Here is a 14,014-nt window from a genome sequence, read left to right as displayed (position 1 = left end):
TTTCGGATACAAACGAAACATTCTACTTCTATTTTTGTTAATCTTACAGCACAAACAGCTTTCTGCATAGATATTATCAGAACATTCAAATCATCCACATTGAGCAGTATCTCCCGGTTTGAAGGATTATATGGCGATAGAAATGCCCGTCCCGATAGCGAATATGTGTATTGGGAGCAGCTGGAAACCCGCAGCCGGCATTTTGAATGGGATATAAAACCGCACTTTCATCCGCGGTTATGCCAGTTGTTTTTTGTAGAAAAGGGCCAGTTTATGTTTATGGAATCCAGCGCGCAACAGCAACTGGAAGGCCCCTGCCTGATATTGATTCCGCCCGCATCCCTGCATGGCTTTAGTTATACCACCACGGTAACCGGCAGCATTATTTCCTTGTCGGACAGCCTGCTCAACACTCTTTTTCCCGAAGCCAAAGTGCTGGCGCCTATGATGGGCAAGGTGCAGTTTATTACCCGGTTTAGCGCGCCCTATACCGCACAGCGGGTGCAGCATTATATGCAGGCCGTAGAGGAAGAACTTTTTGACAACCAGCACCAGGCAGAAAAAAGAAGAATGCTGCATTTGTGCTTGCAACAGTTGTTCCTGGTGCTATACCGGCTATGGCTACAACAGGAGGAAGTGAGCATTAGCACCGATACTATATCACTGGTACATTTTAGAAAACTGCAGGAATTGATAAGGCGAGAAGGAGGCCATAAAACCGTGATGCAACTGGCGCAAGACTTGCACATCACTCCTGTACATTTAAACCGTATTTGCAGGGAAATTGCCGGGAAGGCCGCGGGGCAACTGGTGCAGGAACACCTGTTAGAGGAAGCACGTAAGTACCTTACCTACACCTCTTATTCCATATCTGAAATAGCTTACCTGCTTCATTTTGAATACCCGAATTACTTTGCACGCTTTTTCAAAAAGCACACGGGACTATCGCCCAGGGAATACAGGGATGGCAGCAATGAAGTAAAAACCCCATCCTGAACGGATGAGGTTTTCCACCAAAAATATGTCAATGGCCTTATTGTAAAATATGGCTCTCAATAATCGTTACCAGCAGAAAACCTATTGTTTCCTGACTTTTGCCAGAGTAGCTGGTCATATCATTTACCACCTCGGCCGGGTTTAAATCCGAACCGTAATGTTTGGCTAACTGAATAGTAACCGACTTCATGGCTTCTGCGTCATCAAAGTAGTAAGATAAGGTCTTTACTATCGATTCCTTATTCAGGTCGGCTTCTATCTGATGTTGTATTCTTTCCAACCGCAGTTCAAATTCAGAGCGGGGAATAACTACTGCGTTCAGCAGTATCTGGCTGATGCTTTTCAGTCTGCCATCCGACCAGTCGGTCAGATTTTTACCACAAGTCAATACCCTGGAAATAGTTGGCAGTGGTTCTTCCACAAAAAGCTTCAAATCTGTTAAAATGCTTTCAAACGTATTACCCATCTGGCGAAGATAAGGATTATACAAATATTTAATGAAAGGTGGGTGCTACTTTCATACCACCCACCTGATTTAAGCGGATCAGTAACGTATTCTTTGAGTATCAATGCACTCCGCCCACTTCCAGCGACTCGCCTTTTTTAATCTTTGACAAGAACACCAGCGGCAAAATAGCCGCACAGATAATTCCTATCATCATAAAGCCTTCGCTGTAGCTGATAACGGCCGACTGCACACTTAACGATCCGTTCATGACCCCCATGGCCATCTGTTTAGCCTGTTCCGGCGATTTGCCGCTGGCAATAAGCTGAGAGGTGATATTATACATCCTTTCATTGCTGGCCGGATTGTAAAAAGATACATTGCCCATTAAATCGTTGTAATGCACGGCTATACGGCGGGTAACATAGGTGTTGATAATGGCCAGCCCTACCGAACCGCCCAACAATTGCAACATGTTGCTCAATCCAGAAGCCTGCCCAATGTCCTTTCCTTTTAACCCGGCCAGTGTTAAACTGGCGGCAGGCACAAAAATGAACCCAAAGCCCACACCACGTATCAGCTGCGGCCATAAAAAGTCCCACTCTCCCGCTGCCTGCGTGGCCAACCGGTAGCTGAGATATTCATACAATATCACCATGCCAAAACCAAACAACAGCAAGGCCTTGGGACTGATGCCTTTTTTTACCAGTGCACCATTCACGCCCATGAGCATACCGGTGATTAAAGCACCGGGTAAAATAAGCAAACCGGTGCGGGTGGCGTTCCACCCCAGGAAGCTTTGCACAAACACGGGATACAGGAACACCGAGCAGTAAATGGCCAACCCAAAAGCAAACCGCAGTGCCGACCCCACCGCCACGTTTCTAAAACGCAGCACTCGCAAATCCACCACCGGGTTCTTTGCGGTGAGTTCCCGTACAATAAACAAGCCTATGCCTGCTACCGCCAGTATAGCCACTATAATAATAAGTTTGCTCGAAAACCAGTCCTTCCGCTCCCCTTCTTCCAGTAACATCTGCAAACTGCCTATGCCCACCACCAGGGCTGCAATACCCCAGTAGTCTACTTTACCAACGAGTTTGGTTTTGGCCCCTTTAATAAACTTCCACGATAAGATAGCCGCGGCAATACCAATGGGAATGTTGATGTAAAAGATCCAGCTCCACGAATAGTTATCGGTTAAATAACCACCCAGCACCGGACCCAGTGTAGGCCCCATTACAATGCCCGCTCCAAAAATACCATTGGCCTTATCCAGCTCTTCGGGCGGAAAGGTTTCTACCAGCACCGTTTGCGCTGTGGCCAGCAAAGCCCCGCCCCCAATGCCCTGTATAAAACGCCAGGCCACCAGTGTCCAGATAGACCCTGAAAACCCGCACATGAACGAAGCCACTGTAAACAGGATGATAGAAGCCGTGAAATAGTTCTTCCGGCCAAACACATCACCCAGAAAACCCGTTAGCGGAATAATGATGATATTAGAGATAGCATAGGCGGTAATTACCCAGGCTGTTTCTTCTACCGTTGCGCCCAGGTTACCGGCAATTTGCCGGGTAGCCACGTTTACAATCGAGGTATCGATCAGTTCCATAATAGCGCAGGTAATTACCGTTATGGTAATCAGCCATTTTCGCGCGCCTACCTCGTAGGTAGGCATTGCACCTGCTATCGCTGCCATAACTACTTCGTTTTAACTTTTACATAAACGCTCATACCTGCACGTAAAGGATATTTTTCGCTGTGGTTTTGTGGTAGCACAATTTTCACCGGAATGCGCTGTGTTACCTTTACAAAGTTGCCGGTAGCATTATCGGCCGGCAGAAAAGAAAAACGGGCACCGGTAGCCTGCGAAAACGACTCTACCTTACCAATGAAGGTGGTATCGGGATAAGCATCTACTTCAATCTCCGCTTCCTGTCCTGCGCGCATGTTGGCCAGCTGCGTTTCTTTATAGTTGGCCACTACCCACACTTTTTTATCATTGGCCACTGCCATTAACGGCGTACCTACCGCCACTACCTGGCCCACCTGTACACTTTTCTTGGACACAATGCCATCGACCGGGGCCACAATGGTGCAATACGACAACTGTAGCTTAGCCGCATCCAGGTTGGCCTGCGCCTGCTTTACTGCCAGGCCTGCCAGGTTTATGTTCTCCTGTGTGCCGGATAATTGCTTTTGGGTATTGGCTACCTGGTATTTGCTGGCATCAATCTGCTTTAATAAAGCATTGCGCTGGCTGATAGCAGCCTGTAACCCTGATTCTGCCAATGCCTTTTCTACCTGCACCCGGTCAAACTGCTGCCGGGTAGCGGAGGTTTGCTGTAGCAACTTTTCGTACCGCTCGTAGTTTCTTTCCGCCACAGCTAACTGTGCTTTGGCCGATTCAATAGCCGCATCGGCAGCAGTTAAGTTGGCCGCCACGGCACCCGAACTGGCGCTTACATTGCTTACCGTAACATGGGCAACACTGTTGTTAATGCCGGCCAGGTTTACCGAACGCTGTGCTTGCTGTAAAGCAATCTCTGCCTGCTGCACGGCTATTGTAAAAGTAGCATCATCCAGTATTACCAGTGTATCGCCTTTTTTTACCGGTTGGTTATCTTCCACCCGTATTTCCATAACCGTGCTGTTCACCTTGGGTATTACCGGGCTCACATCCGCTTCCAGTTGTGCGTTATCAGTGCCCTCGCCCGAACAGCTGGAGAATACAGCAGCGGCAGTAACAGAAAATAAAATGCTATAGATCGTTTTCATACTTGTGTCAATTATTTAGTAGTGGTAGAAGTTCCGGTTGATTGTAATAGTTTATGATAGGCCAGCTGCACATTGGCTTTGGCCGTGGCCAGGTTTAACTGTGCCTGCAATAGCCGTGCATTGGCATCGAGAAAATCGGTAGGCGTGGTGGTTTGGGCATCCAGCCTGTTCTGCTCCACCCGGTAGTTTTCCGTGGCCTGGGTAAGCTCGGTTTTTATCAGCGTCATTTTATCCAGCGTTTTGCGGTACTCCAGGTAACGGCTGTTTACTTCGCCCTGTATGTTTTCTTTAGCCTGCTGCCAGTTACCCGATAGCTTCAACGCACTCAGTTTGCTTTCGCTAACATGCGAGCGGTTGGCATATAAAGCCGATATTTTCCACGAAAGGTTCAACCCGGCAAAAGCGCTGTAATCGTAATGCGCCACGTTGGGAATGATACGCTGGTTGGGATGATCGTAATTAAAGCTGCCAATCAGGTTGAGCACCGGCAGGTAATCGCTTTTTGCCGCTTTTACGCGGTAGGCCGCTGCCTCGCTGCGCAGCTGAAAGCCTTTTAGCTCGGGCCGTTGTGCCAGCGCTGCCCCCACATAGGTTTGTAAAGGCTCTGTAGCGCTTACTTCTTCCAGGTAGTTATCGGGTATGTCTATTATTGTAGCAGGATCTAAGCCGGTAGCCAGACATAAATTATAGTTGAGTGTGCCTGCCATACTGGTGATATCTGCCAGGCTGGAACGCAGGCTGGTAACAGACAGCTCAATTTTCAGCACATCGTTGGCCAGCACAATGCCCTGCTCGCGGTAAGCGTCCAGATCGTCCCGCTTTTTACTCAGTGCTTCTATGTTCTTCAACACTATCTTTTCCGAAGCCCTGGCATTGTACAGGTTAAACCATAAATCGGTCACCTGCTGATCCAGCTGTAACAAACTGCCTGCATAATCAGCACCTGCCGCTGCCGCTTCTTTTTTAGCTGCTGCCCGACTGTTGTTTACCCGGCCGCCGCCATATAATAATTGTGTTAACTGCACCGCATTGTACGACTGGTTAAGTATTTGCGGGTTCAATACAAAAGTGCCGGTGGGCAATGCAATGGAAAACGGGGTAATATTATTGCTCAGGCGTTGGTAGGTAGCATTCAGGCTTACCTGCGGTAAAGCATTTGCCGAAACCTGCGATACTTTGGTGCCAGCTATGCTATATTGCATGCTATCTGCTTTTAGCTGGCTGCTATGCCGGCGGGCCAACAACAATGCCTCCTGTAAAGGCAAGGGTTGTGCCTGCTGCGCACCGCTGAGTAAAGGCAACAGCATGACTACCGGTATAAACCCGGCAATGAGTTTTTTTGACATGAAATGCATTGAAAAGTGATTAAAATAAAGTGTGGTTACTAAAAACCATCGTTGACAAAGGGATTTAAGTGATTTGATTATCGGAGAACAAAAGTAAACATTGTTTATCATTTTAGTAAACAATTGTTACTAATTTTATTCTTATTACAAAGGCGTGACAATGAAAATAGACGACAAACTAAGGGCGTTTGAAGCACAACGCGACAGCAACTGGCAACGCTTAACCTTTATACTACGCAAGCACCTGGATATTTGGGCGCACAAGAATGTGAAGCCCTACTGGGGCCATATGAAACTGAGCTATATGCCCGTTTTGTGTAACATATCGGTAGATGGCAGCACTGCCATAGAACTGGCGCGCGAATCGATGATTGTGAAACAAAGCATCAGCCGCACGCTGAAAGAGCTGGAAGAACATGAAATGATCATTCCCCGTAAAAACGAACAAGACAAACGCAGTGATGTGCTGGAGCTAAGTAAAAAAGGTAAACAGTTTTTGCTGGATAGCTTTGAGAGTTCTTTTGCATTGCAGGATACCTATAAAGAGTTAGTAGGGGAAAAGAATTTGCAAACAACCATCGACACGCTGAACAAATTGATCAGCTATCACGAAAATTTATATTCAGGGGAGGATACGCAGCTGGACGATTAACACTTCCCCTCCCAACCTGCTTACTATTCTATTTCCGGTTACTTCCTTTATCCCGCTACAAAGGAATACGCCTATCCCTGTCCGGTGAATTTTACCACTGCCCCGGCATTCCCTGCGTTATTATCTCCATCTTACTCCTGGCACAAGCCCATTGGGCACCTGTTTACCTGTTATTTAAAAGGAAAAAGCCAACAGTCACATCCATTATTTGCACTTATGGATGAGTAAAGCTTCTTTCTGGCTCTTTTAGAAAAGTTTCTGACTTAACCAGAAAGTTTTCTATCTATTACAGAAAGTTATCTGATTATAACAGAAACATTTCTATCATAATCAGAAAAGTTTTCAAGTATGTCAGAAATATTTCTAGTTTAAACAGAAAAGTTTCTATTTAAACTGTAATACATTCTGACTATCCTGGAAAAATTTCTGATTTATTCAAAAACTTTTCTAAACAAATCAGAGAAATTTCTGTTATAGTCAGAAAAGTTTCTAACTTAATTAGAATGCTTTCTGTTTGTTACAGAAAGTAAATTATTTTATCCGTACACACCTGCAATATGAAGAAATACAAAGATTTTATACCTCATGCTGACGCGGAGCTAAGCGTATATGCCCTCGCCTACAAGCATAATTTCCGGAAAATGGCGGAAGAAGCTATCTCATATATGAATGATGAGGCCATAGTACAGCACGAAGCAGAAGTGCAGGCAATGATAGATGCCATACAGGCTGTAGAGATGAAAAAAGCCGAACTGGCAGCAGCGGTATCTCATAAAAACAAACTGGTGCAAAACACTACTTCCAGGATGCGGCAAATGGCTATGTTTGCCAAAAAAGGAGATGCCAGGCAAACAGCTACGGTAACAGGTAGCGGTTTAAAATGCAACCCGGTACATGTGGATGTACGCAACCTGCGCCCACAGTTAACAGTTACTGCCAATAAAAGCCATGTGTCGATAGCTTTTAGAAAAAACTATTCTTTACCCATAGCACTTTACAGCCGTAAACAAGGTAGTCTGGAATGGGAGTTTATAAGCTACGCTGCTACCTCCCCCTACATAGATAAAAGACCGGTAGCTGTTCCGGGGCAACCGGAAAGCCGGGAGTACCAGGCGCACTATACCGATTTCTCCAACTGCATCAGCGAAATGAGTAGCATTATGCAAGTAGTATTCCACCCACAGCATATAGTAGAAAAAGAGGAATAAATACTTATTTAAGCTTGCCGGCATCATCAAACTCCAGCAACGTAACAGAATAACTATAATTATTGATATTTACTGTAGAAGCTACTGCAATAGTTCCGCCATTACGCAGTGGCCTGATAGTAATAGGCCAGCTGTCGGCGCAGCATGATGAGCTATTGCCTGATGGCTGGTTGCCATTTGGGAAAATACTCCACATCGTTTCCCCCTCCATGCTCACCTTGCTCAGCTGCATGCGAAAACCATTGGAGCTTTGCATTTGCAAAGCTATCAGGTGGCCATCGCCGGAATTGGTAACCTGTGTTAACCGGTTGGGAGCCAGCAGGCGGTTGGTGAATTCACCAGTGGAGGAAAACAGATAAATGCCCTGGCCAGACTTGTTGTATACGGCATAGCCGCCATTGGTCAGCGCCAGGATACGCACACTGGCCAGGCTTTCCGTATTCAATCCCCATAACACCGTGTTTTGCCATACAACGCTGCCACTGTTATTCAATTTTACAATTAGCAGCGAATCGCAATCACTGCAATTGGTATTTACTTTTCGTTTTACACCGGCCACTACCACCCCATCCTGGCCAAACACCGCATCACTGGCTTGTACCATTTGTTCGTTATCCAGCACTTTTTTCCACTGCACATTGCCATCCCCATCTGTTTTTTGAATCACCGTAGGGTAATCGTCATTGATATATATAGGGCCGGTTCCTACACTATTGCCCACCATACCATACCCGCCATCCGGTGTTTGTGCAGCATACCCATAGCTTTCGTTTGTTGAAAACGTTTTACGCCATAACACCGTACCATCTGCTTTCAGTTTCAGCAACTCGTTATAATAGCCGGCACCGGAAGTAGTGCCTGGAAATATGTAATTACCATCTGCGGCCAGACACATCGACGGTAGCACATACCCTGATGGTAAAAGCGTTTTGCTTTTTACTTTCAACAGGCTGTCCAGCTGAACCAGGTAGTAAGTTGTAGCATATTCATCCCTTGCCAGCACCTGCCACTCATACCCCGTTGTTTCTTCCATAGCCACAGCCCACAGGCTACTCACACCTGGTAATGTTACAGACTGCTGCCCCAGTATTACCGACACGTTTTTAGTAACCGTATCGTACAGGTTGTCGCTCTTCATTACCAGCGACACGGTGTAATTACCCCGCTTTGCATAGGAATGAACGGGCTTAGGCGTTTCTGTAATAGTACCATCGCCCAGGTTCCAGCGCCATTGGGCATTGGTAACAGAATCGTAGCAACTGGTGAAGTAAAAAGGCGAATCTATAAAGTGGGTATATGTTTCTGTTAAATACCAGCTACCGTAGCTGGCCGTATTGGCCTTAGCCACAAAACAGGCATCCGGCTGCTGCATCACTGTTATAATTTCTTTTCTGCTACAGGCGCCTGCCACGCACGCCAGCACCGCCCAAAAGTAGTAGTGTATAACGGGTAATTTCTTTTTCATAAAAAGCCTATAGCGCTATTTTTTCAATGAACAGATAAGTGGTAGACAGGTACGCCCTGCCTACATTGATGAGCGTATCGCCATCGCGAAAAACCTTGAACGGTACTAAAGTGGTGGGGTATTTTTTAGTAACGGTGTTACCTGGATAGCTGATGGCATCAATATTCTGTGCCCGCCCATCTGCCGCATAAATAAGAGAACCATCATTGTTAAAAGCAAAATCAACGTAAGTGCCAAACTCTTTTACATAATGATCGAACACGAGCGATTTATTGAAAATGGAACCATAGCCCGAAGTGATAAACCTGCTGCCATCCGGGAAAGAGCGTACTATATTAACATCCATCTGGTAATTGCCATGATAGGTATCCTCTTTCTGTGTAAGCAGTGCACCATTATCCGCAAATTGGTAATAAGCCAGTTGTATAGGGCTAACGTTGGTGGTAAGATCTATAAACTCATTCGATGAACCTTCCAGGTACAGTAGCCGGGTTTTATCATAATACCCTCCCCGCCCCAGCAAAGCTTTAGTGGCACGGTCATATACCTTTATGCAATTTTTGTTAATACCGGCCTGCGTTAAATCAGACGAGCCTACATACAATTTTCCATTCTGTGCTACCACCGAAGCTACTGCCAGGCCCGCTATATATATTTTATCTTTTTGCGCCAGTGTAGTTGCATCCAATATCTGCAACCAGCCATCCTGGGTGGGCACATATAATTCTGTGCTGCCGCCCCATTCTCCTAAACTGCAATAGCCAATAGGTACCGGCATTTTTTTATTAGCCACCTGCCGGCCATTGGCACAGTTGACAATATAGATATTCTGGTAGTCTGTTATATACACCCATTTGCGCTGCCTGTTATACAAGGCATCGGTAGGGCTACCTATTACTATGGTATTGGGACGTGTATAAAACACCATATCATTCCCCTGCAGCACATTGCCTTTTTCATCTTTCACCACCAGGTTGTAATATAGCGAATAGGTAAAAGGCATTGCCTGCTCCCGGAAGCTTCCGTGTTGCACATCTGTGCTGGAGTCTATGGCATCGTTATAAAAATCAAAAACACCATTTTTCCAGTAGTAGGCACTGCGCATAAGCACGTATTTTTTAAAATTGGCCCCGGTATAGGGCTTCCATTGCAGCACAAGGGTAGAATCGTTCACCACTTCGCTGATTTTAAAATCCAGTTTGGAAGTGGAAGTCACCGTTATATAAACCGGATCTTTACTGCACGACAGTAATATACAAGCAGTTAGCAGGAAAAGGGATGTTATTTTCATACATTCAAAGTAAAAAAGCAGCGTTTCACTTATCAATTATATGAAATAATGCACATATAACAGGCAAAAAGACGAAAATATACAGCCGGTTCGGTTACAATTCGTAAGGCACTGATGTGCTCACTACTTTACCGGTAGAATCTTTTACGCCGTAAACAAAATAGCCTTTTACCGCTTCACTGTTACATGCGGAGCCACACTCCAGCCATCTCAATTTAGAAGCCGTGGGTAACAGAGAGTCGCAAAAGGTAGTAAAATAACAATGTACCTCCCATGGATTTCTCTCCATAGCAATGAACCTGCCAGCAACCAGGATAGAATCCGGCTCCATTGGCACGTAGCGTAGTGTATCCAGCGGGTATTGCACATCCCTTCTGCTATATAAATAGATAACCTGTTTTGTATTGTTGACAATATAAAACGACCTAAACCTGCCGATACTATTACTATAGGTGGGCGCTAATCCATCTGGAGTAAATGGATACATCTTTTGCTTTAACAAAACCGTATCGGTAATCCGTTCTCCCTTTTTCAATAGCACGCTTTCGGGGGATGCAGGTTGCTTTACTTTGGAATTGCAGGCCAGCAAGAAAAAGGAGGGAAATAAAATTTGCACAGCCAAATATGCTGGCAACAACAAAAGCCAGCATTTGCTTTTGAATACAATGGTTGTTTTTTGGTGGGGCGCTATCAGTATTTTCATAATAAGCAGTTCAACAATTTTGAAATCAGAACGTGTTATTTCTTCATCCATTATTCTTGCAAAAGAGAGCACACCTTTCTTTATTGGTAATAATATTATACACCCAAAGCCCGAAATTCGCATCTTCCTCATCTTCTGTATAAAAAGGGGTAGATACCGGAAAAGAATCATCAAAATATTCAATGTAAGCCACCTGATCCCCTGATTGATATACAGAAAACATTTTCGTTGTTCCTTCGCTGATAAAAGCAACATCAAGGGTACCTCCCCTACGGATATTAGCCAGTCGTCATCCTGCAGGTTTATCTGAGAAATTAAGGCTAGTAGTTCATCGTGGCAGCCGTGGATATCTCCAACTATATAGGTCTTGCTCATCGGGTGAGGGTTTGGGTATATCGAAAATACAAATTACCACCGAAAGATCACCACTCCCTTAAATAGCTTAACTTCCGGTACTCTCAACTATTTATTCATGACTACGCAGGAAATAATGGCCGAGCTGAAAGCCTATGGTGATGAGAAGATCAGGAAAATTTTCCTGAACCATGGCATCAAAGACCCTATGTTTGGAGTGAAAATAGAGTACCTGAAAAACATACAGAAAAAAGTAAAGAAAAACCACCAGCTGGCACTGGAGCTATACGCTACCGGCAATGCCGATGCCATGTACCTGGCCGGACTTATAGCCGAAGATGAGAAAATGACAACCAATGACCTCCACACCTGGGTGCAACAAGCCCTCTCGCAAAACATCAGCGAATACACCGTGCCCTGGGTAGCTACGGGCAGTTTGCATGGATATAAACTGGCATTAGAATGGATCGAGAGCACGCAGGAGCATATTGCAGCAGCAGGTTGGGCTACCCTCGCCGCCTTGGTGGCGCTAAAGCCAGACACAGCATTGGATCTGCCCGCCTTGCAGTTATTGCTACTGCGTGTGAAGAATACAATTCATGCTGCGGGCAACCGCGTTAAATATGCCATGAACAATTTTGTGATCTGTACTGGCTCTTATGTAACACCTTTAACCCAGGAGGCTATTGCCATTGCGCAACAAATAGGTGCTGTTACGGTAGATATGGATGGAACAGCCTGCAAAGTGCCTGATGCAGTTGCCTATATAGCCAAAGCGGAAGCCCGTGGCACTTTGGGTAAGAAGAAAAAGACAGTAAAGTGTTAGGAGATGCCACTTGTGCATTTACCTGACAATATACTCTATTCTTTACTAAACTCCATAGTTTCCAATGCTTTCAGGCGCTGTTTTAAGACTGCATTACGCTCTTCGTTATCTTTTTTCTGTTTATCTAATTGCTTTTGCTGTTCAATGACATAAAGTGTAAGCTCTTCTATCTTTTTTAATAACATAGCCTGGTTTTCTCCAACATCCACTCCCTTATCAGCCACTTCTTTCGCTGAAGGCACCTCCGGTAAATGTTTATGAAACAATACATATTCTTCCAGTTGCTGCAAGGGGATTAGCTTATATGATGCATCAAATACATAATCCGCCCAATTCGCTTCTTTCACCGACACTATCATTTTTTTAGCAAGAATAGTCCCATTCACACTCAATTTCTGTGAGGGCGTTTTAGTTCCAATACCAATGTTTCCCGATTCTGAAATATATAAATCAGTGGTATAGCTGGTGGGCGTTCCCGGCAAAGCTGTTACATTTACCCGGCCAATTTCAAAATTCTGGTTTGTTACTCTCCAGATTCCGGCCGCCCGGTTAGGATACTTCATAAACCCCACCCTGCTCAGGCTATTATTGTCCACTATTAAACCATTGTTATCACTGGAATTCAGATATACACTTCCCCCAATATTGGCATTAGTGCCCAACCATAAATTACGAAAGCGAAAGCTATCTGATCCCAGATCCTGAACGTTGGTTGTACGCGATATGATTCCTCCACTGGTAACGTGCAGATAACCGCCATTTCCACTCAGACTAAACTGTGGACCTGTGATAGAATCAGCCTTTCTAAACATTAAAGAATAGCTATTACTGATAAGCACATTACCAGCTACCTGTAATAACTGCTCAGGTGATTTTGTTCCAATACCCACATTTCCTGTTGCAGGAAATGTATTTTGTGCACTTACAACAACAGTACTTAGACCTAAAGTCAAACTTAAAAAAAAGCGTTTCATGTCATTTATTTATGAGAACCAGCATGTAATTTTTGTTCCAGGGAAGTGACCTGTGCTTCCAGCGTGCTATATTCACTATCTGCCTGTAATTGCTGTAATTGCAATTGCTTCTGTTGAGCTATGATATATAGGGTAAGTTCTTCTATTTTTTGCAACAAGACAGCCTGCGTTTGGGCCACATTCACTCCTTTCTCCTGCACCTCCTTTGCAGAAGGAATACCCTCCAGGTGCTTGTGTTGCACAATATAAGTTTGTACAGCACTCAAAGCTGGCAACTTATACCCTGGACTAAACACATAATCAGCCCATTCTGCTTCTGTAAAAGATATATCCATTGCTTTACATAGCACAGCACCATTTACAGAAAGCTTTTGGGAAGTAGCCACCGTTCCTATACCCACATTACCATTACCATTTACATTCAGATCGATATTATATAGGGTAGGCTGATTTTTCAAATCCGTTACATCTACCCTTCCTATTTCAAACTCCTGACCACTTACACGCCATAAGCCCGCAGCCCTATCAGGGTATTTAATAAAGCCATACCGCTTCAAGTTGGCATTATCTACAATAATACCATTATAATCAGCAGTATTCACCAGCAAACTTTTACTAATATTAGCAAAACCACCTAACCACAGATTACGAAATTTCCAGCCACTGATACCCAAATCCTGCAAATTATTGGTACCAGCCAGCAATCCCTGTCCGCCAATAGCAATATACTGGTTATTGCCGCTTACACCTAACATAGGCATACCGGTTGCATTACCCGCAGCTGAAAATTGAATAGCGCCATTATTACTCACTAACACATTCCCCTTCACTACCAATTTTTCAATGGGGGCAGTAGTTCCCATACCAATATTTCCCGTAGAATCAAATGTATTTTGTGCAACGATCTTAAGATGTGCTATCAATAGCAGGCACCAGAGCAGGAGTTGTTTTCTAAGCATCTTGAAAGGGTTGGATG

13 protein-coding genes are annotated in these 14,014 nt (G+C 44.8%); 4 read left to right on the top strand and 9 right to left on the bottom strand.

What is annotated here, in order from left to right:
• Positions 1 to 99: 99 nt before the first annotated feature.
• A complete protein-coding gene (locus tag FLA_RS10695) occupies positions 100 to 996 on the top strand; it encodes a helix-turn-helix domain-containing protein (RefSeq protein ID WP_076380606.1) in 897 nt (298 codons plus the stop codon).
• Positions 997 to 1,033: 37 nt separating this feature from the next.
• Here FLA_RS10695 and FLA_RS10690 read toward each other — a convergent pair whose 3' ends face one another.
• The 4 genes from FLA_RS10690 to FLA_RS10675 form a co-directional block, all read right to left on the bottom strand.
• Positions 1,034 to 1,486, bottom strand: coding sequence for a hypothetical protein (locus FLA_RS10690; protein ID WP_144264092.1), 453 nt, complete (start codon positions 1,484 to 1,486; stop codon positions 1,034 to 1,036).
• Positions 1,487 to 1,562: 76 nt separating this feature from the next.
• A complete protein-coding gene (locus FLA_RS10685) occupies positions 1,563 to 3,140 on the bottom strand; it encodes a DHA2 family efflux MFS transporter permease subunit (protein WP_076380456.1) in 1,578 nt (525 codons plus the stop codon).
• Positions 3,141 to 3,142: 2 nt separating this feature from the next.
• Positions 3,143 to 4,219 (bottom strand): HlyD family secretion protein, encoded by a 1,077-nt coding sequence (locus FLA_RS10680; protein WP_076380455.1) that lies wholly within the window; start codon positions 4,217 to 4,219, stop codon positions 3,143 to 3,145.
• Between the two features lie 11 nt (positions 4,220 to 4,230).
• Positions 4,231 to 5,565 (bottom strand): TolC family protein, encoded by a 1,335-nt coding sequence (locus FLA_RS10675; protein WP_076380454.1) that lies wholly within the window; start codon positions 5,563 to 5,565, stop codon positions 4,231 to 4,233.
• Positions 5,566 to 5,725: 160 nt separating this feature from the next.
• On the opposite strand from FLA_RS10675, the gene FLA_RS10670 reads away from it, so the two are divergent.
• Positions 5,726 to 6,217, top strand: coding sequence for a MarR family winged helix-turn-helix transcriptional regulator (locus tag FLA_RS10670; protein ID WP_076380453.1), 492 nt, complete (start codon positions 5,726 to 5,728; stop codon positions 6,215 to 6,217).
• Positions 6,218 to 6,774: 557 nt separating this feature from the next.
• A complete protein-coding gene (locus FLA_RS10665; protein ID WP_076380452.1) occupies positions 6,775 to 7,425 on the top strand; it encodes a hypothetical protein in 651 nt (216 codons plus the stop codon).
• Positions 7,426 to 7,429: 4 nt separating this feature from the next.
• On the opposite strand, the gene FLA_RS10660 is transcribed toward FLA_RS10665, so the two are convergent.
• The 3 genes from FLA_RS10660 to FLA_RS10650 form a co-directional block, all read right to left on the bottom strand.
• Positions 7,430 to 8,890: a PKD domain-containing protein gene (locus FLA_RS10660; RefSeq protein WP_076380451.1), complete on the bottom strand. Its 1,461-nt coding sequence runs from the start codon at positions 8,888 to 8,890 to the stop codon at positions 7,430 to 7,432.
• Between the two features lie 7 nt (positions 8,891 to 8,897).
• Positions 8,898 to 10,181 (bottom strand): hypothetical protein, encoded by a 1,284-nt coding sequence (locus FLA_RS10655; protein ID WP_076380450.1) that lies wholly within the window; start codon positions 10,179 to 10,181, stop codon positions 8,898 to 8,900.
• Between the two features lie 94 nt (positions 10,182 to 10,275).
• Entirely contained in the window at positions 10,276 to 10,797 is a 522-nt protein-coding gene (locus FLA_RS10650; protein WP_144264091.1) for a hypothetical protein, read from the bottom strand.
• Between the two features lie 559 nt (positions 10,798 to 11,356).
• On the opposite strand from FLA_RS10650, the gene FLA_RS10640 reads away from it, so the two are divergent.
• Positions 11,357 to 12,064: a DNA alkylation repair protein gene (locus tag FLA_RS10640; RefSeq protein WP_076380447.1), complete on the top strand. Its 708-nt coding sequence runs from the start codon at positions 11,357 to 11,359 to the stop codon at positions 12,062 to 12,064.
• Between the two features lie 35 nt (positions 12,065 to 12,099).
• Here the strand turns inward: FLA_RS10640 and FLA_RS10635 are convergent, their stop codons facing one another.
• Complete coding sequence (locus FLA_RS10635) at positions 12,100 to 13,038, bottom strand: hypothetical protein (protein WP_076380446.1); 939 nt, start codon at positions 13,036 to 13,038, stop codon at positions 12,100 to 12,102.
• Positions 13,039 to 13,043: 5 nt separating this feature from the next.
• Positions 13,044 to 13,997 (bottom strand): hypothetical protein, encoded by a 954-nt coding sequence (locus tag FLA_RS10630; protein ID WP_144264090.1) that lies wholly within the window; start codon positions 13,995 to 13,997, stop codon positions 13,044 to 13,046.
• Positions 13,998 to 14,014: the final 17 nt, after the last annotated feature.

Source organism: Filimonas lacunae, from assembly GCF_002355595.1.
GTDB lineage: Bacteria > Bacteroidota > Bacteroidia > Chitinophagales > Chitinophagaceae > Filimonas > Filimonas lacunae.
The sequence above is the reverse complement of the archived record's forward strand: the minus strand, read 5'-3'. Positions and strand labels throughout refer to the sequence as shown.